Origin of the sequence: Streptomyces sp. NBC_00029 (genome assembly GCF_045160505.1) — a bacterium.
In the GTDB taxonomy this organism is placed as follows: domain Bacteria; phylum Actinomycetota; class Actinomycetes; order Streptomycetales; family Streptomycetaceae; genus Streptomyces.
In genome coordinates this window covers 481,894-502,132 of sequence record NZ_CP108292.1, presented here as the reverse complement: position 1 = coordinate 502,132, position 20,239 = coordinate 481,894, and the positions used below count along the sequence as shown (strand labels likewise).

Genomic DNA, 20,239 nt, shown 5'->3' with positions numbered 1-20,239 from the left:
ACCGACGGCTACGGCCTGAGCCGTCGGTGCGCGGCGCGAGCATGGGTGAGGCGGGCGACGGCCGTTCCCGTGCTCGCCGCGGCAAGGAGGCAGGCGAGGCGCAGGAGGTCGAAGGGGGCTTCCCAGGTGAGCTCACCGATCGGTGCACTCGCGAAGGCGTTGAGGACCAGCCAGCAGAGCAGGGCGGTTCCCGGGGCGGCCGTGAGACGGGCCCCGGTGCTCACCAGGGCCACGGCGAGGGAGAGCGCCATGAGGTCCACGGCGGGGTCGCCGGGTCCGTCGAGGAGGTTGAGTACGGCGACCAGGGCGACGGCCGCGACGGCCGCCGCGGCCCAGACCGAGCCCGTCGCGGCGGGACTCGGCACGGGGCGCATGCCTGAACTGATCCGCTTCCACTCGACCATGCGACGCCTCCTTCACGCGGTGCCCCGCCGTTGGGGCCCTCCGAGATGATGCACCACCGGGAGAGAGCCCCCACCGCCGATTCGCCCCGCCTGCGACGTGAACCCGTCCGCGAGGCGCCGCCCCAACTGGGGCGGGCGCAGTGCACCGTTGGCCCCCCGCTCGCTCGAACGTTGCATCGATAGAGTGGCTGCCGGAGGCGGAGACCACGTCGCTCCCCTCCATCGGTTTCCGCACACACCGGGGGTTCCGCGTGCCTGTTCCACGTCTGAGCAGCACTCCGCTACCGGGCATCGGCGTCCGCTACGACCTGACCACCCGTGAGCACCGCCGCATCTCGGTGGTGGCCCACCGCGACGGGACGCGGACCCTGAACGCCTACGGCGGTGACGATCCTGACGAGTGCGCGCTGTCGGCGAAGTTGACCGCGGGGGAGGCGGAGGCGCTGGTCGACGCGCTGATGCCGTCCCACCACAGTCCCAGTCTGCTCTCGACCACGGACCTCGGGCTGGTCGCGGAGCGGATCGAACTGTCCGCGCATTGCCGTTGGAACGGGCGGGTGTTGGGGGAGAGCAGAATCCGCACCGAGACGGGCGCGTCCGTCGTCGCCGTGCTGCGTCGTGCCCAGGCGATCCCGTCGCCGACACCGGATTTCCGACTTGCGGGCGGGGACATGCTCATCGTGATAGGGACCCGTGAGGGCGTCGAGGCCGCGGCGGAGATCCTCGGCAGGGAGTGAGAAGCCCACACTCCGGTGCGGTCCCTTTGTTCGTGTTTGCAATGTTTCGCATCGTGGGCGCCATTTGTCGTGCGCTAAACTTCCTTACGAGCCGTCGCGCTCTATTGAGCGGGTGGGTGCTCAATCTTGGGGGTCATCGTCTCGTCCGGATCCGGACGGCGGTGCGAGTGGGGGGACATGACATGGGTCGAGACGCGCACCCCCTGCGGCTGCCCCCGGCCCGTATCGACAACACCGCCCGCGACAGCGTGCCCGATACCGGCCGCACCGCTCCTCGCGTCTGACGCCGCCGTACCGCGCGCTGCGCGGCCCCTTCCCCCACGGCCCCGGCCGACCGCTCCCGCTTCTCCGCCTTCTCCGCCTTCTCCGCCTTCGCGCGGCCACAGCAGTGAGCCGCATCCGGAGCCCGGGCCACGAACGGCGCACCTTCCTCACGCTCACCCGCACACCGAGACCAGCCCGGTCATGCCTGCGACCGGCCGACCGGCCGACCGGCCGCGCACGCCTGCCACCCCGCGGAGCCCACCGGGCACCGCACCCGATGTCCCGTACCCCGACAAGGCACTGACGCCGTCACCGAACCGACCGGAGGACCGACGCCCGTGCACCACACGACCGCCATGCTCATCGAACTCGGAGCCATCATCCTGGCCCTGGGCCTGCTCGGCCGCCTCGCCGGCAGAGTGGGGTTCTCGCCCATACCGCTCTACCTGCTCGCCGGACTCGCCTTCGGCCACGGCGGGATCCTCCCGCTCCAGGCGAGCGAGGAGTTCGTCGCGACCGGCGCCGAGATCGGAGTCATCCTGCTCCTGCTCCTGCTCGGCCTGGAATACAGCGCTTCCGAACTCGTCACCAACCTCAAGACCCAGTACCCCTCCGGAGCCGTCGACTTCGTCCTCAACGCCGCACCCGGCGCCGCCGCCGCACTGCTGCTGGGATGGGGTCCCGTCGCCGCGGTCGCCCTCGCCGGCGTCACCTGGATCTCCTCCTCGGGAGTCATCGCCAAGGTCCTCGGCGACCTCGGCCGCCTCGGCAACCGCGAAACGCCCGTCGTCCTCGGCATCCTGGTCATGGAAGACCTCGCCATGGCCGTCTACCTGCCCATCCTCACCGCCCTGCTCGCCGGAGTGAGCCTGGCCGGCGGCGCCGTCACCCTGCTGATCTCCCTGGGCACCGTGGGCGCCGTCCTGTACGTGGCACTGCGCCACGGACGGCTGATCAGCCGCGCCGTGTCCTCCGACAACGCCGAGATGCTGCTCCTCGTCGTACTCGGCCTCACGCTCCTCGTCGCCGGAATCGCCCAGGAGCTCCAGGTCTCCGCCGCCGTGGGCGCCTTCCTGGTCGGCATTGCGCTGTCCGGAGAGGTCGCCGAAGGTGCGGCCACCCTCCTGACCCCGCTGCGGGACCTGTTCGCCGCCGTCTTCTTCGTCTTCTTCGGCCTGTCCACCGACCCCGCCGACATCCCGCCGGTCCTGCTTCCCGCCCTGCTCCTCGCCGTCGCCACCGCGCTCACGAAGATCGCCACCGGCTGGTACGCGGCACGCCGCGCCAGAATTCACGGCAGGGGCCGCTGGCGTGCCGGCGGGACCCTCGTCGCCCGGGGCGAGTTCTCCATCGTCATCGCCGGGCTCGCCGTCGGTGCCGAGCCCCGGATCGGCCCCCTGGCCACCGCCTACGTCCTGATCCTCGTCATCGTCGGCCCGCTCACCGCCCGTTACACCGAGCCATTGGCCGGCCTCCTCACGCGCCGCGCGAAGTCTCCCGTACCGGCCGCTCCCGCCACCGTTCCCGCCGGAGAACGCGCCCCGAGCGTCACCGCCGACGCCTGAGCCCGGGTATCCGCCTCCCCGCATCCGCCGCAGGAGGGTACGCACACCGTGCACGAAACGACCGCCGAATTCCTCGACGACCTCCGCCACGGCGGCGGCGACGCCTTCGACGTGGCGCAGCGCATGGGCTTCGACGAGCCCCTGCACCGCTACACGCTGCAGACGGCCTCCATCGGCGCCCGCCCGCGGGAGGCTCGCGTCACTCGGTGGCCCGCCGCCGGCCCCGGCGGCGCGGGTACGGGAAGAGGCGGGGCCGGCGTTTGGCGGCCACGTCCTCGACCCAGCCGAACGTCAGCACGAGCAGCCCGAGCAGCAGGATCGCCACCAGCAGCGTGAACCACTGGCTGGCCAGCAGCCACTGGAGGTTGTCGTAGACGAAGGGGACGCTCCAGAGGGGGTCGATCAGCGGGACGGCGACCACCAGCGCGACCTGGTGCCAGAGGTAGACGCTGACGGCTCGCGCGTTGAGCAGGCCGACCAGGCCGTTCCAGCGTTCCAGCGGTCTGGGCCACCGCTCCCAGGACGGGCTGACGTGGAGCAGGATCGCGACGAAGCCGAAGGACCACAGGGCCTGGGCGATCGGCCAGGACTCGATGTCGGTCGCCACGGTGGGATCGACCGGACGGGTCTGCAGGTACCAGAGGGCCGCCACCATGATCAGCGGCGCGACGGACGGCAGCACGTACTGCGGGATCTTCTTGAGCAGGCCCTCCTGGTGGGCCATGCCGAGGATCCAGCAGGCCCCGAAGGTGGCGAAGTCGTTGGCGGTCTCCCAGACCCGGCTGTAGACGAACTCCTGGTCGACGAAGAACGCGTTCATGACGATGACCATCGCCAGCGGAGCGGACAGCGTCGCCACCGGGAAGCGTCGCAGTGCCCGGAGCAGCAGCGGCGAGAGCAGGACGTACCAGAGGTAGGCCCGGAGGTACCAGAGCGGGACGATGATCTGCGTGGCCCAGCTGGATTCCACGTGCTGGAAGCCGCTCAGCGCCTCGGCGTACGGCGGGGTGCTCAGCGGCAGGATCCAGAAGGCCAGCTTGGCCCACCACCAGGTGGGGTGCCCCTCGGACCGGGGGCCCCAGCCGTCGAGGATCTGGAGGGCGATCAGGACGGCCCCGAACAGCCACATCGGCGGCAGCAGCCGGCGCAGTCGGCCGCGGATCACACCGAGAGCGGGACGGCTGAGCGAGCGGGCCATCAGCGAGCCCGCCAGGGCGAACATCACGCCCATCGACGGGAAGACGAGCGGCAGCCAGAACCATCCGAAGGTGTGGTAGAGCACCACGCGGCCCAGCGCCAGCGCGCGCAGCAGGTCGAGATAGCGGTCCCGGCCGCCCTTGCGCTCGGCCGACGCCGGCGCTTCCGCCTCCGGCGTCGGTTCCCGGGCCGGCTCGGCGCGCAACGCGGCAGGGACCCGCAACTGCATGGTGTCCCGGGTGCGACCGAGGTCGAAGGATGCGGTCACGGCCGGGCCTCCACCGGTACGGCGACCTCGCCCGTGCGACGGAGCTTCTGCCACCGCAGCCGGCCACCGGTCATCGCTGTGATCGCGGACTGCAGTAGGACGATGTACATCAGCTGCCGGTAGACCAATTGCTGGATCGGCAGGCTGATCAGGTGCCAGGGCTTCTCGCGGTCGAGCCGGAAGGCGTACCAGGACAGTGCCCCCTGGAGCAGGATGAAGCCGCCCCAGCTGGTGAGGGTGATCGGGGCGTCCCCGAACAGCACGCCGTACAGCAGGAACAGGTCGACCAGCGGCGCCAGCAGCGGGGCGACCACTCCGAAGAGCACGACGAGCGGAAGCCCGATCCGGCCGAAGCGCCCGGCCGGACCGCGGGAGGTCACGGAGCTGCGGTGCTTCCACATCGCCTGCATGCTGCCGTAGCTCCAGCGGTACCGCTGGGACCAGAGCTGCTGGAGGCTGGCGGGTGCCTCGGTCCAGGCGCGGGCGTGCTCGGCGTAGACGATCCGCCAGCCGTCGCAGAGCACCGCGATGGTGATGTCGGTGTCCTCGGCGAGGGTGTCGTCGCTCATCCCGCCGACCCGCCGCAGGGCCTCCTTGCGGAACGCGCCGACGGCACCGGGGATGGTCGGGATGACGCCCAGCATGTCGTACATCCGGCGGTCGAGGTTGTGGCCGAGGACGTACTCGATGTGCTGCCAGGCACCGATCAGGCTGTCGCGGTTGCCGACCTTCGCGTTGCCCGCGACCGCGCCGATCGCCGGGTCGCCGAAGGGCTGGATCAGCTCGCGCACGGTGGACGGCTCGAAGACGGTGTCCCCGTCCATCATCACGACGATGTCGTACGAGGCGGCCGCGATGCCGGTGTTGAGCGCGCTGGACTTGCCGCCGTTGACCTGGCGGATCAGCCGGACGAACGGCAGGTTCATCTCCTCGACGATGTCCGCGGTGCCGTCCGTGGAGCCGTCGTCGATGACGATGACCTCGATCGGATGGTCACTGGCGGCGAGTGAGTGGAGGGTGTTGGCTATGCACTCGCGTTCGTTGTAGGCGGGGACGAGCACGGTGACCGGCTGGGTGACGGGTGGCCCCCAGGCGTCCCGCCGTTTGGAGCGGCGGGCGTGGATCGGCGCGAGGACGAGCATCAGCGCGAACCGTCCGAAGTTGAGGAAGCCTACGAGGGCCAGCAGCCCGACCAGTACCGGCAGGGTGAGCACGGCGAACTGGGTGGCCCAGATGAACCCCTTGCCCGCCCACAGCTGGAACCCGTGCACCGGCACGGTCGCGCTGGAGGCGCCGAGCGCCTCGGAGATGGTGGTGAAGCGGTAGCCCTGGGCCTGCAGCTTGTCGATGATCTGCACGAGCGCGGCGACGGTCTGGGTACGGTCGCCACCCGCGTCGTGCAGCAGGATCAGCGCGCCCGCACCGGGCTTGGCCGGCATCGCCGCCTTGACGATCTCGTTCACGCCGGGGCGCTTCCAGTCGTCGGTGTCGCGGTCGATGAACGCGGTGAGGTAGCCGCGCGCCCCCACGTACTTGATCACCGGGTAGTTCCAGTCGTCCATCGCGGAGGCGTCGGAGGAGTACGGCGGCCGGAACAACGCACTGTGGACACCCGCGACTCCGGCCAGCGCCAGCTGCGTCTGCGCCAGCTCCCAGCTGGTGCGGGCGTGGGACTGGTACACGAGGTCCGGGTGGGTGAAGGTGTGCACGCCGAGTTCGTGGCCGCCCGCGACGATCCGCCGGATCAGATCGGGGTTGCGCGTGGTCATCGCACCGGTGACGAAGAAGTCGGCACGGATGTTGCGGGCCGCGAGCACCTCGAGGATCTTCGGAGTCCACTCCGGGGAGGGGCCGTCGTCGAAGCTCAGGACCGCGGTGCGGTCGGGGACGTGGTAGCTGACGGGGTGCTCGTTCTTGGCACCACGCGCGTCGATGATCGGACCGCCCTTGAGCAGGTTGGCCGGCACGGTCGTCTTGTCGACCGAGATCGCGATCCGGGAGTCGTGGAACGCCTCGTTGGTGGCGAGGCCGCGCAGGACGAGCAGGGCGAGCAGGCACGCGAGCAGGGACAGCGGCATGAAGAAGCGCAGCGGCGGCGCGGCCAGTCGGCGCGGCCTCAGTGGGGACTGCCGGCGGCGCTGGTGGCGGGACAATGACGCTCCTGGAGACGGTGGTGCCGGTGATCAGGGTTGTTTGGTGGCCGGTCGGTCCGAGGGTTTTGCCCCGCGGAGCGCGGTGGCCGCGGGTTTCGGCCGGGTGACGGCAGCCTTCGACGGGGCGGCTGCGGTACTCGACGGGCCGGCCGAGGTCTTGGCGGCCGGGGCCTTCGCCCCGGGAGTCGCGGACCGCGTGACCGCCCGAGGTGACGACGGCGAGGACGACGAGGACGGCGGGGGCGACTGGGTCGGCGACGGCACGGGTGAGCGCAACGGCTGCGCGGGTATGCCCATCGCAGGGGCGTCCGCCTGCATACCGATCAGGCTGCCGCCCATGGCGACGGCCAGGATCGCGCCGACCACGGAGACCGGCCAGCCGAAACCCCGTAGCAGACGGCCACGCACACCGGACTGGTCGACGAAGACCGGTGCGGGGGCGGGTTCCTCGTAGCCCGATCCGGATGTTCCAGGATGCGTCCGGTGTTCGGATCCGCGCTGGACGGAGGACATGGCTCGGCGCACCTTGCGAGGCCTTTCATTGCAGGGTACGGAGACCGCGGGATCGCAGGGCGAACGCTAGTGCACCGGCCCGCATCGACTTGTGCCTGATGTGCGCATATGGCCTGGTCTATTCAATGGGCGTGACCAGATCGAAACGGAAGAAGTGATACCGGTTAGTAGGCACGCCCACCCCTTCGCCGAATACTGATCGGTGCCTGTCCGGCCGGGGCGGTCGTGCCGGGACCGCGGTGCCCCCGGTTCCGGAAGCTGCCCACGGCCGTCACGTGGCCCGTCGACGCGCGCCTTAGGATGACGCCCTCACCGGGTCGGCCGGTGAGGATTCCCCCTGCAGAGGGCGTGTCCAGCTACTGCCTCTGCACCTCAAGGAGCCCGTGTGAGCCAGCCCCGCCGCACCCCTCGTCGCCACGTGCGGACCGCGCTCACGCTGCCCGCCCTCCTGTGCGTACTCGCCGCGTGTTCCGGTGGCCCCGGCGACGACGCCGCCGCACCCGCCCCCAGCGCCTCGCCGACCCCGTCCGGTCCGCCGGGAACCCTGTTCGACACCTTCCACTACAGCGGCCCCGACGACCCGTCGCTCGCCGCCCACGGCTGGGAGGTGCGGACCGGCGGGGGCGGCCCCGGAATCAAGGACTCCTGGTCCGCCGCCGGCGCCGGCTTCCCCTCCGACACGACCGCCCAGGGTGGCCGGGTCCTGCGACTGCAATCGTCCACCGACGGCACCAAGCAGGGCACCAAGCAGGTCGAGGTGCAAGGCACCGGCAAGAACCTCTTCACGGGGACCTTCGCCGCCCGGGTCCACTTCAGCGGCAGGCCCACGACGGGCAACAACGGCGACCACGTCGTCCAGACCTTCTTCCCGATCTCCCCGCAGGACGACTCGGCGGACTACAGCGAGCTCGACTTCGAGTACCTCCCGAACGGCGGCTGGGGCACGGCGGGTCCGCGACTCGACAACGTCAGCTGGCACAAGGCCGATCCGCCGGACCGGGTCAGCCACACCCTCAAGCAGCGCACCGAGGGCTGGCACGTCCTGATGGTCACCGCCTTGAACGGAAAGGTCACCTACTCCCTCGACGGCAAGGAGCTGTTCACCAGCTCCGGCAAGTACGTCCCGCGAGAGAAGATGGACATCCACTTCAGCAACTGGTTCATCGACACACCCGCCACCGGTGGTCCGCGCACGTGGGACATGAAGGTCAACTGGGTCTACTACAAGGCCGATGAAGCCGTTTCGCAGGCAGATGTCCAGAAGACCGTGGACGGCTTCTACAGCTCGGGCACCCACTACGTGAACACCGTGCCGAAGGCCTGACCTCGGTCCGGGGTCCGGCGCCGCGCTCCGCCGTACGGGAGTGCTTGCCGGCCCCGGTGGGGTCAGCGGGTGAGGGAGACGGCGAAGGGCTGGAAGCCGTGCCGGCGCAGGATGTGGGGCACCACCAGGATCATGGCCTCGGTGGCGCGGGCGGTGGTGATGTCGCCGAGGTCTTCGATCCACGAGGGCTGCCAGCCCAGGTCGCCGAGCAGGCCGGTGACGGTCCGCTTCGCCTGCTGGTCGTCGCCCGACACGTAGACGGTCGGCGGGGTGCCCAGGGTTTCGGGGGCGGTCATGACCATGAACAGCATGGTGTTGAGGGTCTTGACCACACGGGTGTCGGGCAGGGCGGCCTGGAGTTGCTCGGCGAGGCTGCTGCCGGGATAGCACAGCTCGCCCGGCAGGCCGTCGTGCGCGTCGCGGGTCGCGTTGGAGACGTCGATGAGGATCTTGCCGGCGAGTTCGGTGCGCAGGCGGGTGAGGCGGTCCAGGGCGCTGTCGCCCGGCGTCGCGTTGATCACGATGTCCGCGGTGCGGGCGGTGGTGTGCTGGTTGGCGAAGGAGATGCGGGGGCCCATGCCGCCGACCGGCCCTGCGGGATCTTCCTCCGTGCTCCGGTGGCCGAGGATGACGTGGTGTCCGCTCGTGGCGAGCTTTTGGGCGAGGCTCCGGCCGACGCGACCGGTGCCCAGGATGCCGATGAGGGTCATGAGGTGATGCTCCTTGCGGTGTTGGCGGGGACGTACGGGAGAGGGGGCCTCTGCCGCGGTCAGGCGATCGGCGAGAGGATCTTGAGGACGTCGGCGTGGATGCCGGGGGCGGCGGCCAGGAAGTCGGGGCTCCCCGTGGTCCAGGGCTCGCCCGCCAGGTCGGTGACGGTGCCTCCGGCCTCGGAGACCAGCAGCGCACCGGCGACCAGGCCGGAGCGGACGTCGGAGAACTGCCAGAACGCATCCATGCCGCCGGCGGCGACATGGATGAGCTGCAATGTGGCGGGAACGGACACGCGCACGACGAGGCCGCCTGTGAGCATGGCGGTGACCGACTCGCCGATCCGCCGGAATGTGCGCTCGTTCTCGCCGGGACTGGCCTGACCGGTGCCCGTGAGCGCGGCGCCCAGGTCGGTCTTGGCGGACACCTTCAGGGGACGGTCGTTGAGCCTGGCACCGCCACCGGCGACGGCCGTGTAGGTGTCGCCGGTCAGTGGCAGGTGGACGACGGTGAGCACCGGCAGGTTGTCGCTGACCAGGGTGGCGGCGACGGCCCAGTCCTCCATGCCGTGGACGTGGTTGATGTTGCCCTCGGCGGGATCGACGACCCACCACTCCCCGGCCGGGAGCGGTCCGCCGGCCAGCTCGTCCTCGGCCCACTGGGATCCGGGCCGGGCCCGCAGCAACGGAGCGCGCAGCACGTCCAGCACCGCGTCGTCGTTGGCGTGGATCCAGTCGACGATCTCGCTCAGGCTCACGCCTCGGGCGTGCGGGGTGTAGCGGTCGAGCAGGGTCCGGCCTGCGGTCTTGACCGCGGCGCTCACGTCGGAGACCAGCGTCGTGCCGGCGTCGAAAGGCATGGGTGTGCTCATGATGGGCTCCCTGGTTCCGGTTGATGCGGTGCGGCTTGTCCTGCGCCCGCTCCTCGAAGGTAGGCCGCCCTTCGATTAACAACAAGTGCATGCTTTTCACTCGTAGAGTTACTCTCATGCAACTGGATTTGAACCTGCTCACCGCGCTTGACGCGCTGCTGGAAGAGGGCAGCGTCGCCGGCGCCGCCGCCCGACTCCACGTCACCCCACCGGCCATGAGCCGCTCCCTCGGCCGCATCCGCAAGGCCACCGGTGACCAGATCCTGGTCCGCACCGGCCGCACCATGGTCCCCACCGACCGTGCACTGGCCATCCGCGCCCAGGTCCACGCCCTCGTGCAAGAGGCCCATCAGCTTCTTTCCGCGCAGCAGGAACTCGACCTGGCGACTCTGGAGCGGGTGTTCACCCTGCGCTGGCACGATGCCCTGGCCGCCGCCTGCGGTTCTGCCCTCATCGCGGGCATCCACCGTCAGGCGCCCGGCGTGCAGCTGCGTCTGCAAGCCGAACCCGGCACGGACACCCTTGACCTGCGCCGGGGTGAGATCGACCTCGAATCCAGCTCCACGCTGCCGGCCATCCCCGACGTCCGCCACCGCCTCGTCGGCAAGGACCGGCTCGTCGTCGCCGTCCGCCCCGGCCACCCGCTCACCGAAGGCCCGCTGAGCGTCGCGCGCTACACCGCCACCGACCACGTCACCGTCTCGCGCCGCGGACGCCTGCGCGACCCGATGGACGAAGCCCTGACCGAACGCGGCCACGAACGCCGCGTCGCCGCCGCCGCGCCCACCGCTGCCCTCGCGCTGCAACTGGCCCTCGACGCCGACCTGGTGGTCACCCTTCCCGACGCGGTCACCCGCGCGGCCCGGGACCGACTCGGTCTGATCACCTTGCCACTGCCACTCCGGATGCCCGCCATACCGCTGTACCTGCTGTGGCACCAGCGCCACGACGACGACCGCGCCCACACCTGGCTGCTCGACCTTGCCACCGAGATCGTCGGGGCCCTGTTCGCACCACCGCCCGACTCGCAGCAGACCCGGAGCGGCTGACTCCCGTACTCGTTGCACCTACGCGCCCGGAGCCTCGCCGGCCCCGCGCACCACGGGGCGAGAACCGCTGGGACGACCGTCGGCGCGCGGGGTGCGGGGGATACTGGCCGAATGCGTCAGACGCCGCCGCACGCCGCCGTCCCGGAGCCGATATCGGCCGACCCGCCGCACACGGCGGACCGGCCCCTGCTCACCCAGTCCTGGCTCGACCTGGCGTTCCTGCACTGGGCCGCCGACCCCGCCCACGTCGCCCCGCTGCTGCCGGCCGGCACCGTGCCGGACACCCTGGACGGGGTCACCTACGTCGGCCTGGTGGCCTTCCGCATGCACAGGGTCGGCTGGTTCCGCCTCCCCGGCATCCCCTACCTGGGATCCTTCCCCGAGACCAATGTCCGCCTCTACTCGGTCGACGCCCACGGCCGCCGCGCCGTGGTCTTCCGCTCGCTGGACGCCTCCCGGCTGATTCCGGTGGCCATCGGACGGGCCGCGTTCCGAATCCCGTACGTCTGGTCCCGGATGACGGTCCGTCACGACGGCGACACCGTCACGTACGCCGGCCGCCGCCGCTGGCCCGGACCGCGCGGTGCGCACAGCCGGATCGCCGTCCGGGTCGGTGAGCGCATCGCGGAGCCGACCGCCCTGGAACACTTCCTGACCGCCCGCTGGGGCATGCACACGGAGTTCCTCGGGCGGCCGTTGTACCTCCCGAACGCGCACCCGCGCTGGCCGCTGCACCGCGCCGAACTCCTCGACTGCGACGAGGACCTGATCTCCGCGGCGGGCCTGCCCGCCCCGGCCGGGCCGCCCGTGAGCGTGCTCTACTCGCCGGGCGTCCCCGTACGGTTCGGCCGGCCGTCCCTGGGACGGTTGTGAACAACCCGGCCCCGCCGGGGAGTCGGAGGGAACCGGACGGATCCGCATCTCCTCTGAGAGGGCGTAGACGGACGGACGCGGCCGCGTCCGCAGGCTGAGGGGACGTGCCATGACCGGAACCACGGGCAGGGATGCGCCGGGCGCGCGCCCGCAGGGGATAGAGGCGGCGTGGTGGCTCACGCTCGCCGCCGTCGCCGCGCATGTCGTGGACTGGGCGCTGGGGGCGTTCGTGATCGACCCCACCGGCCTGGACGAACTGACCGCCGTGTCGGGACCGGGCGCCGCCGGCCGGCTCGCGCTGTCGGGCGGGATCCTGGCCGTGCTGCTGGGCGGCTGGCTGGCCGTGGCGGTGAAGATGCGGGCGGGCCGCGGCTGGGCCCGTACCGTCCTCGGTGTGGCCGGCGCCGGAGGGCTGCTGTTCGTGGTCAACGACTACAGCATGAGCGGGACGGTTCCCGGCGTCGGGCCGGCTCTCGCGGCCCTTCCGGCCCTGCTCGCCGCGGCCGCCGCGGTCCCCATGTTCCTGCCCGGGGTCCGCGCGCACTTCCGGGCGCGCCCGCGCGGAGTCTGACCCCGCCGCCGGGGCGTCACACCGTTACACCGTCGCGTGGGGCTCGCTGCCGCCGGGCGTGTCGTTCGCCACCTCACCGGCGGGCGGCGCGGGCGCGGTCAGCGGGCCGGCGAGGTAGGCGAGCAGGCCGGCGATCTCGTGACCGGCCTCCGCCGGGTGGCGGAAGCGCGCGCCGGGCGCGACCACGTACCGGTTGCGCCGGCCGTCCCGCGTCCTGGTGAGGTACCCGTCCGCCTGCAGGTCCGTGACGATCGCCTGCACGGTGCGCTCGGTCAGACCGCACTCCTGCGCGATGTCACGCAGACGGATGCCCGGGTCTCGCGCGATGGCGATCAGAACCCGGGCGTGGTTCGTCAGGAAGGTCCAGCCGTTGCGGCGGTGACCCGTGTGCTCGCTCTCCACACCGTCATTCTTGAGGGATAACTCACGAAAAGCAATTCCCGAACCAGTTTTCCGGTATTACTTGACGTCTGTCCGCGGCCCCGACATGGTGCAGGGAAGCGGAGGCAGACTTCCGCACGACCCGAGCTATCGAGACGCACCGCAAGCACACGTGCCCAAGGAGCGAAGACGATGACCTTCACGGCCACGGCCGAGGCCATGACCCCGACGAACCCCACGACGGCCACCCCCACCGGTGGCACCGCCGGCACCGCAGACGCCTCCGGGCTCGGCGGGCTGCCCGACGTGCCCTGCCCACGGGAGCTGTCGACCCGCGACGCCCGGGAGCTGACCCGCGTCTTCTTCGACCGGCTGCAGAGCCTCGACGAGGGCACCCGCGAGTACCAGTACGTGCGCAACACGCTCATCGAGATGAACATCTCCCTGGTGCAGTTCGCCGCCCGTCCGTTCCGCGACCGCCCCGGCGGACCCGAGAACGAGGACATCGTCCAGGTCGGCATCATCGGCCTGATCAAGGCCATCGACCGGTACGACCCCGAGCGCAACACGCAGCTCACCACGCTCGCCCTGCCCTACATCACGGGCGAGATCAAGCGGCACTTCCGCGACACCACCTGGGCCGTGCGCGTTCCGCGCCGACTCCAGGAGCTGCGTCTGGAGCTCGCGAAGGCCACGGAGGAGCTGACCTCCGAGACGGACCACGCGCCGACCCCCGCGGAACTCGCCGAGCGGCTGGGGCTCAGCGAGGACGAGGTCCGCCAGGGTCTGGTCGCCGCCAACGGCTACTCCACCCAGTCCCTCGACGTGCCCCAGGAGAACGCCACCGGCGCCACCCAGGGGCCCACGGCCGCACGCACCGCGCGCAGCCTCGGCGAGACCCTGGGCGATGTCGACCCCGCGCTGGAGGCCGTCGAGGACCGCCATGCCCTGGCGCCGCTCCTCGCCGACCTGGACGAACGAAGCTCCCAGATCCTCGAGCTGCGCTTCGGACAGGAGATGACCCAGGCGGAGATCGGCGCCGAGATCGGTCTCTCCCAGATGCAGGTCTCCCGCCTGCTCACCCGCACGCTGGGCACCCTGCGCGAAGAGCTGCTGCACGACTGACGCCCGGCCCGGGCGCGTCCCGCCGGTCCGGCCGGGCCGGTTCATGCGCGCCCGGGCCGGCCCGTCAGCAGGCGTTCCGCGTCGAACTCGGCCCAGACCACTTTGCCCTGCCCGACGACCTCGGCGCCCCAGCGGTCGGCGAGCCTGCGCACGAGGCGCAGACCGTGCCCGCCCGGGAGACCCGGGGGGCGCACGTCGCCGGGGCCACCGCGCCGCGACGCGCTCACCAGCCGGCGCAGGTCGCCGAGGCCGTCGTACACCTCGACGCGGAACGCGTCCCCCGAGCGGAGCAGGAGCTCGTGGCAGCCGCCGGCGTGCAGGCTCGCATTGGTGACGAGCTCGGACACGACGAGGAGCGCGTCCTCGGCCGTGTCCCGGCCGTCCCATCCCCAGTCCGCCAGAGCCTCACGGGCGAACGCGCGCCCGCGCCCGACCTGTCGTCGGGCGTCGCGCAGGGCGAGCCGCCGGCGCTGGGGGAAGGCCGGCCCCCGTACGCCCGATGTGCGCTCGCCGATGTCCGGTCCGATGGTCTGCACCGCGCTCTCACCTCGTCTTCCGCTGCCGTGCCCCGCCATGTGGTGATGCGCTTGTACCCAGCCTGACGGGACGGACGCTCCGCACCCTTTGCACATATCCGTTCCCGAGATACCTCTGAGGAGTCATGGACAGCCTTCTGCGACTGGTCGCCGTGACCGGCGGCGCGATCGTGCTCACCTTCCTGGTGGGCCGGCTCACCGACCTGCTGTTGCGACGTGCGGGTGCCCGCCATCCCGAGACCCCGCTGTGGGACATGCTGCGCCGCTGCCGTACGTCGGTGCGGGTCCTGCTGTTCACGGCGCTGCTGCGCGGGTCGTACCGGCAGATCGAGTGGCCGCCGCTCCAAGAACACGAGGCGGCCGTCGGCCGGATCCTGACGCTCGTGCTGATCGGGGCGAGCGCGTGGTGCGTCGTCCTCGTCACCTCAGCCGTGGTGGAGTCCACGTACGCGCGCTACGCGCTCGGCACACGTGACCCCTCCCGGCTCCGGCGGGTGCGCACCCAGGTGACGCTCATCATGAGGATCGTCACCGCCGTGGTCGTCGTGGTGGCCGCCGCCGCGATGCTGCTGACCTTCCCCGACCTGCGCGCCGTGGGCACCTCGCTGCTGGCCTCGGCCGGCATCATCGGCATCGTCGCGGGCGTGGCCGCCCAGTCCACCCTCGGCAACCTCTTCGCCGGCTTCCAGATCGCCTTCGGCGACATGGTGCGCATCGGCGATACGGTCGTCGTCGCCGGGGAGTGGGGTGTCGTCGAGGAGGTCACGCTGACCTTCCTTGCCGTGCGCACCTGGGACGAGCGCCGGATCACGATGCCCGTGTCGTACTTCACGGGACGGCCCTTCGAGAACTGGTCGCGCGGCGGGATCCAGATGACCGGCACGGTGTTCCTCCACTGCGACCACACCGCCCCCGTGGCGCTGATGCGCGAGAAGCTCAAGGAGGTCCTGGACAGCTGTGAGGCGTGGGACGGCCGGGGCTGGGACCTGGCGGTCACCGACACCACGGCCACCACCATCGTGGTGCGGGCGATCGTCACCGCGAAGGACCCCGACGACCTGTGGACCGCCCGCTGCGTGGTACGCGAACAGCTGGTCGCGTGGCTGGCGGAGAAGCACCCCTACGCCCTGCCGCGGGTCTCGACGTCCACGGCCGCCGAGCCGCCGACGTGGGCCGACCGTGTTTCGAAACGCGGACCCGGGTCAGACGCGTGAGGGGGGACCGGACGACAAGGACATACGGAACGTGGACGAGAGGAGTCGAGTGATGTCGAAGGTGGCACGCCTGCCGGGCCGTGCGGAGCACCTCTGGTCGTGGCAGGAGGACGCGGCGTGCCGGGCACTCGGTACGGACCGCTTCTTCCACCCGGCGGGGGAGCGCGGCGAGGACCGCGCCGCGCGGGAGCAGGAGGCCAAGGAGGTGTGCGCGCTGTGCCCGGTGCGGGCGCAATGCCTGAACCACGCACTGCGCGTCCAGGAGCCCTACGGTGTGTGGGGCGGCCTGACCGAGGAGGAGCGCCGGTCACTGGGCGCGCGGGCGGCCGGCTGACCGGAGCCCGGCCGCCCGGGTGACGGGCCGCCCGACGGGCAGGCCGCCCGCGTTCCGGCCCCTCAGGGGCGGGCGTTGAGCTCCGCGACGATCGAGGCGGGCGTGTGGCCGCTGCCGTCCGACAGACGGTGGAAGTCGACGGAGACGAAGTTCGGATCGCGGCCCCCGGCCGCGGGCCGGCACTGATCGGCGATGCGGTTCCTCAGCTTGCTGCCGTTGTCCAGTGCCGCGGTGAGGACCGTGGGCACGTTGCGGTGGTGGCTCATCGTGAACAGCCGCCGGAATCCGGGCTCCTGGCGGTCCAGCGGTACGTCGCCCCAGCGGCTGACGCAGGTGAGGTCGTTGCCCAGGTCGCCCAGGCTCCAGAAGTTGCTCACCGTCCAGGACCGGTCGTACATCACGCCCAGGTGTTCCCGGTCGGACCGGTCGGAGAAGATCAGCAGGCGCTTGCCCGAGGTGACGAGATCGGCCACCTTCGGCCAGCCGTGCTGCCGCGTGCCCCACTCGTCGGGCCGGAACACCATGTCCTGCAGGCCCCTGACCCGGCTGAGGGACTGCTGCAGCTGATCGGCGCCGACGTAGTCCTCCAGGAAGACGGTCACGACCTCCTGCGGGTGGGTGGCGAGGAAGTCCACCACGGTCTGCATCGTGCCGTGGAAGGTCTGGCGCGGCAGGGCGTAGGTGGCCCCGGCGAAGGTCTTGCAGTCGCCGTGGCACAGGTACACGTCGCTGGGGTAGCAGTCACTGCCGAAGCTGATGATGCACAGCCACGTGCTGCGCTCGTACCAGTGCGTGTCCAGGCTCAGGCCGCGGACGCCGTTGTCGAGCTGGGCGCGTACGGACTCGGACTGGTTGACCGAACTCCAGCGGGAGTCCTCGTAGTTGGTGAAGGCGTTGTGGGTGGTCAGGAAGGCGGCCTCGTCGAGCCGCCGGTCGCCCCAGCGGGCGGTGGCGGCGGCTCGTGCTGCGGCGTCGGCGGTGTTCGTGGTGGCCGTGGAGGGGGCCGCCACCCGGGGTGCGGCGGCCGCTGTGGTCACTGTCCCCAGGAGGGCCAGCACGAGGAGGCACACCAGGGCGCGCGACCGCACCCGTAACTGCATGCTCATGTCAATCAACATGGCGCGGAGGATAGCGCGCGGGCCGTGGATCCGCCCCCCTGTGGACGCGTACGGCTGTCGTCCGGCCCGGATCGGCCCGGTTCGGCCCGGCTCGCGGGCGGTGCCGAAACGCGATTGGGTGGAGGGAGGAGCGGTTCGTGCCGAGGTGACGGCATCGGCGGCCGCAGCACGCCCCCGACGCGACGGAGGAGGGCGGATCATGCCCGGACCCGTACCCGCACCCGCACCCGCAGCCCGACCCGGACCCGCATCCGGACGTCGGCCGGGGCGTCGACCGGTGCCCGGTCGACGCCGCCGTGCGGCAGCCCTCGCCGTGGCGGCCGTCTGCTCCTCGATGCTCGTCGCACCGGACCTCGCAGCGGCCCGGGCGGAGCCGTCGCCCTCGCAGACCGTTCCCCGGCTGGACTGGAGCCCCTGCAAACCCGGTAGCCCGTACGAATGCGCCACCGCCGAGGTGCCCCTGGACCACGCGGCCCCCGCCGGCCGCACCATCGACCTGGCCGTGGTCCGCCGCAAGGCCGGCGACCCTGCGCAACGCGTGGGAACGCTGTTCGTCAACCCCGGAGGCCCCGGCGGCCCCGGGACCGTGCAGGTGCCGCAGAACTACGACTCCTTCCCGAAGGAGCTGCGGGAACGGTTCGACATCGTCAGCTGGGACCCCAGAGGCATCGGCAACAGCACCGCGGTGAACTGCTTCGACACCCCCGAGCAGGCCCGGGGGTGGGGCGCGGACAAACCGGTCGGCTTCCCGGTGGGTGCAAAGGAGCGCACCACCTGGATCGACGCGTACGAGGACCTGGGCCGGCGCTGCGAGAAGCGCGACCCCGACCTCCTGCGCCACGTGTCGACGACCGACACCGCCCAGGACCTCGAGCTGCTCCGCCGGGCGGTGGGCGAGCCGCAGCTCAACTACCTCGGCGTCTCCTACGGGACCATCCTGGGCGCCACGTACGCCAATCTGTTCCCGGACAAGGTCCGGGCCATGGTGCTCGACAGCAACATCGACCCGCTGGCCTGGACGAACAACGCCTCGTCGAACGCACCGCGGACCACAACCCTCCTGCGCATGGGCTCGGACCGCACCGCGGCGGCGACCATCGCCAAGTTCCTCGACCTGTGCGGATCCGCCGGCGCCGCCCGCTGCGCCTTCTCGGCCGGCAGCCCGGAGGCCACCCGAGACAAGTTCGACCAGCTGATGCGGCGGCTGCGCGAGCACCCCGTGGGCCCGTGGACGTACGCCGTCACGGTCGCCGACACGGTGAGCGGCCTCTACATCGTCAACCCGGGCTGGACCGATCTGGCCGCCCGGCTCCAGGACCTCTGGCAGGGCCGCACCCCGAAGCGGCCCCAGTACCCGCCCCCGCCCCCGGTCGCGAACCCGAATCCGTACCTCGGTGAGGAGCAGGCGGCGGCCGTGTGGTGCGGCGACAGTCCCAACCCGCGCGACCCGGCCGTCTACGAGGGTCTGGCCGAGGACAGTGCCCAGCGCGCCGGCGACGCCGGACGGTACTGGACGTGGTCCGGTGAGCCGTGCGCCACCTGGCCCGTCCGGTCCGCCAACCGCTACGAAGGCCCGTGGAACAAGCCCACGGCGAATCCCGTCCTGGTGGTGGGCACCACCTACGACCCCTCGACACCGCACTCGGACGCCCGGGCCATGGCCGGGGAACTGGCGGACGCCCGGCTGCTCACCAACAACGGGTACGGCCACACCGCGCTCTTCAACAACTCCAGCACCTGCATCAACAACTACGAGAGCCGCTACTTCGTCGACGGCACCCTCCCGCCGCCCGGCACGGTCTGCCAACCGGACCGGATCCCCTTCTCCTGACGTGCCCGGCGACCGGGTCACGGGACGAGGACGACCTTCCCGGCGACCGTGCCGGACTCGGCCAGGCGCATCGCCTCGGCGACGCGGGCCAGCGGGATCTCAGCCGCGACCCTGGCGGTGATCTCACCGCGCTGCAGCGCCGTGAACACCTGGGTGAGGTCGGAGCGCAGGCGCGCCCGGAAACGGCCCTTGGCGTAGGCGCGCCCGGCCCACACGTTGAAGAAGTAGGCGCGGCGGCCGTTGGGCAGCGCGTTCCACACCCACACCCGGCCCAGCAGCTTGAGCACCGGCCACGACCCGGAGCCCTCGTCGTCGCGGGTGGCGGCGCTGCCGTACGAGACGAGCGTGCCGCCGGGGGCGAGCAGGCGCCAGGAATCGAGGATGCCGTCGCCGCCGACGTGGTCGAAGACCGCGTCCACGCCGCCGGGCGCGAGGGACCGTACCCGTGCGGCGACGTTGCCGGAGCGGTAGTCGATGGGGGTCACGCCGAGGGCGCGCAGCCCGTCATGGTGGCGGGTGGAGGCGGTGCCGATCACACGGGCGCCGGCGGCCAGTGCCAGCTGGACCAGGATCGAGCCGACGCCACCGTTGGCGCCGTGGACCAGGACGGTCTGACCGGCGCGCACCCGGGCCTTGCGGTGGAGCATCTGCCAGGCGGTGATGCCGTTGACGACCGCGGTCTCCGCGTCCACCGGGCCGACGCCGTCGGGCACCTCCACCACGTCGGCGGCAAGGAGTGCGACGTGGCTCGCCCAGCCCCCGGTCTTGGTCAGGGCCGCGACGCGCTTGCCGAGCAGGGCGGGGCCGACGTCGGCGCCCACGGCCAGCACTGTGCCGACCAGGTCGTATCCGGGGACGAAGGGGAACGGCGGCTGGTCGTAGTACCGGCCGCGCCGCATCTGCTGCTCGGCGAAGGACACTCCCGTCGCTTCCATCGCGACGACCACCTGCCCGGCCGACGGCGCCGGGACCGGACCGCGGTGCAGCTGGAGGCCCTCCGGCTCGACCTTGCCGGGCAGAACGATCTCGACCCGCTCCACGGTGTTCGTCATCATGACCTCCGGTGTGTTTGGACTTCTTGTGTTTGTTAGAAGCTGTAACCAGAGTGAACGGCTCTCTCGGTCATGTCAAGAGCGCTGCCCGTCCGTTCGTGAGTGGCTATGTCGATGGTGATAGGTTCTAACCAATGATGTTTGAGCG

Annotated in this window: 20 protein-coding genes; 11 read left to right on the top strand and 9 right to left on the bottom strand. The window is 71.4% G+C overall.

Annotated elements, in window-relative coordinates:
* Positions 1–8 precede the first annotated feature (8 nt).
* A complete protein-coding gene (locus OG753_RS02495) occupies positions 9–404 on the bottom strand; it encodes a DUF4118 domain-containing protein (protein WP_327260422.1) in 396 nt (131 codons plus the stop codon).
* Between the two features lie 251 nt (positions 405–655).
* Between OG753_RS02495 and OG753_RS02490 the strand changes: the two genes are divergently transcribed.
* Both OG753_RS02490 and OG753_RS02485 read left to right on the top strand, forming a co-directional pair.
* On the top strand, positions 656–1,141 hold the full coding sequence (locus tag OG753_RS02490; protein WP_327260421.1) for a TrkA C-terminal domain-containing protein: 486 nt from the start codon (positions 656–658) through the stop codon (positions 1,139–1,141).
* Positions 1,142–1,743: 602 nt separating this feature from the next.
* On the top strand, positions 1,744–2,970 hold the full coding sequence (locus OG753_RS02485) for a cation:proton antiporter (protein WP_327260420.1): 1,227 nt from the start codon (positions 1,744–1,746) through the stop codon (positions 2,968–2,970).
* A 199-nt stretch (positions 2,971–3,169) separates the two neighbouring features.
* On the opposite strand, the gene OG753_RS02480 is transcribed toward OG753_RS02485, so the two are convergent.
* Together OG753_RS02480 and OG753_RS02475 are read right to left on the bottom strand one after the other, a co-directional pair.
* On the bottom strand, positions 3,170–4,435 hold the full coding sequence (locus OG753_RS02480; protein WP_405786905.1) for an acyltransferase: 1,266 nt from the start codon (positions 4,433–4,435) through the stop codon (positions 3,170–3,172).
* Entirely contained in the window at positions 4,432–6,588 is a 2,157-nt protein-coding gene (locus OG753_RS02475; RefSeq protein WP_327260418.1) for a glycosyltransferase, read from the bottom strand. The genes OG753_RS02480 and OG753_RS02475 overlap by 4 nt, the downstream gene beginning before the upstream one ends.
* Positions 6,589–6,670: 82 nt before the next feature.
* Between OG753_RS02475 and OG753_RS02470 the strand changes: the two genes are divergently transcribed.
* Both OG753_RS02470 and OG753_RS02465 read left to right on the top strand, forming a co-directional pair.
* Positions 6,671–7,042 carry a hypothetical protein gene (locus tag OG753_RS02470; RefSeq protein ID WP_327260417.1) on the top strand — a complete coding sequence of 124 codons (372 nt, stop codon included), beginning with the start codon at positions 6,671–6,673 and terminating at the stop codon, positions 7,040–7,042.
* 444 nt (positions 7,043–7,486) lie between these two features.
* A complete protein-coding gene (locus OG753_RS02465; protein ID WP_327260416.1) occupies positions 7,487–8,425 on the top strand; it encodes a glycoside hydrolase family 16 protein in 939 nt (312 codons plus the stop codon).
* Positions 8,426–8,487: 62 nt separating this feature from the next.
* Here the strand turns inward: OG753_RS02465 and OG753_RS02460 are convergent, their stop codons facing one another.
* Together OG753_RS02460 and OG753_RS02455 are read right to left on the bottom strand one after the other, a co-directional pair.
* Positions 8,488–9,135 carry an NAD(P)-binding domain-containing protein gene (locus OG753_RS02460; RefSeq protein ID WP_327260415.1) on the bottom strand — a complete coding sequence of 216 codons (648 nt, stop codon included), beginning with the start codon at positions 9,133–9,135 and terminating at the stop codon, positions 8,488–8,490.
* Positions 9,136–9,194: 59 nt separating this feature from the next.
* On the bottom strand, positions 9,195–10,007 hold the full coding sequence (locus tag OG753_RS02455; RefSeq protein ID WP_327260414.1) for an inositol monophosphatase family protein: 813 nt from the start codon (positions 10,005–10,007) through the stop codon (positions 9,195–9,197).
* Between the two features lie 116 nt (positions 10,008–10,123).
* Between OG753_RS02455 and OG753_RS02450 the strand changes: the two genes are divergently transcribed.
* From OG753_RS02450 to OG753_RS02440, 3 genes are all read left to right on the top strand, one after another.
* Complete coding sequence (locus OG753_RS02450) at positions 10,124–11,056, top strand: LysR family transcriptional regulator (protein ID WP_327260413.1); 933 nt, start codon at positions 10,124–10,126, stop codon at positions 11,054–11,056.
* 111 nt (positions 11,057–11,167) lie between these two features.
* Positions 11,168–11,929, top strand: coding sequence for a DUF2071 domain-containing protein (locus OG753_RS02445; RefSeq protein ID WP_327260412.1), 762 nt, complete (start codon positions 11,168–11,170; stop codon positions 11,927–11,929).
* 109 nt (positions 11,930–12,038) lie between these two features.
* The gene (locus OG753_RS02440; protein WP_327260411.1) at positions 12,039–12,500 is read left to right on the top strand and encodes a hypothetical protein; all 462 of its coding nucleotides are present in this window, start codon (positions 12,039–12,041) and stop codon (positions 12,498–12,500) included.
* Positions 12,501–12,524: 24 nt separating this feature from the next.
* Here the strand turns inward: OG753_RS02440 and OG753_RS02435 are convergent, their stop codons facing one another.
* Positions 12,525–12,902 (bottom strand): helix-turn-helix domain-containing protein, encoded by a 378-nt coding sequence (locus OG753_RS02435; protein ID WP_327260410.1) that lies wholly within the window; start codon positions 12,900–12,902, stop codon positions 12,525–12,527.
* Between the two features lie 171 nt (positions 12,903–13,073).
* On the opposite strand from OG753_RS02435, the gene OG753_RS02430 reads away from it, so the two are divergent.
* On the top strand, positions 13,074–14,006 hold the full coding sequence (locus OG753_RS02430; protein ID WP_327260409.1) for a SigB/SigF/SigG family RNA polymerase sigma factor: 933 nt from the start codon (positions 13,074–13,076) through the stop codon (positions 14,004–14,006).
* A gap of 41 nt (positions 14,007–14,047) precedes the next feature.
* Here the strand turns inward: OG753_RS02430 and OG753_RS02425 are convergent, their stop codons facing one another.
* Positions 14,048–14,542, bottom strand: coding sequence for an ATP-binding protein (locus OG753_RS02425; RefSeq protein ID WP_327260408.1), 495 nt, complete (start codon positions 14,540–14,542; stop codon positions 14,048–14,050).
* 125 nt (positions 14,543–14,667) lie between these two features.
* Here OG753_RS02425 and OG753_RS02420 point away from each other — a divergent pair, with 125 nt between their 5' ends.
* Together OG753_RS02420 and OG753_RS02415 are read left to right on the top strand one after the other, a co-directional pair.
* The gene (locus OG753_RS02420; protein WP_327260407.1) at positions 14,668–15,756 is read left to right on the top strand and encodes a mechanosensitive ion channel domain-containing protein; all 1,089 of its coding nucleotides are present in this window, start codon (positions 14,668–14,670) and stop codon (positions 15,754–15,756) included.
* A 52-nt stretch (positions 15,757–15,808) separates the two neighbouring features.
* The gene (locus OG753_RS02415; protein ID WP_327260406.1) at positions 15,809–16,090 is read left to right on the top strand and encodes a WhiB family transcriptional regulator; all 282 of its coding nucleotides are present in this window, start codon (positions 15,809–15,811) and stop codon (positions 16,088–16,090) included.
* A 62-nt stretch (positions 16,091–16,152) separates the two neighbouring features.
* Here the strand turns inward: OG753_RS02415 and OG753_RS02410 are convergent, their stop codons facing one another.
* Complete coding sequence (locus tag OG753_RS02410) at positions 16,153–17,196, bottom strand: PI-PLC domain-containing protein (protein ID WP_327260405.1); 1,044 nt, start codon at positions 17,194–17,196, stop codon at positions 16,153–16,155.
* 289 nt (positions 17,197–17,485) lie between these two features.
* Between OG753_RS02410 and OG753_RS02405 the strand changes: the two genes are divergently transcribed.
* Positions 17,486–19,039, top strand: coding sequence for an alpha/beta fold hydrolase (locus OG753_RS02405; RefSeq protein WP_327260404.1), 1,554 nt, complete (start codon positions 17,486–17,488; stop codon positions 19,037–19,039).
* Between the two features lie 17 nt (positions 19,040–19,056).
* On the opposite strand, the gene OG753_RS02400 is transcribed toward OG753_RS02405, so the two are convergent.
* A complete protein-coding gene (locus tag OG753_RS02400) occupies positions 19,057–20,094 on the bottom strand; it encodes a medium chain dehydrogenase/reductase family protein (protein WP_405786901.1) in 1,038 nt (345 codons plus the stop codon).
* Between the last annotated feature and the right edge of the window lie 145 nt (positions 20,095–20,239).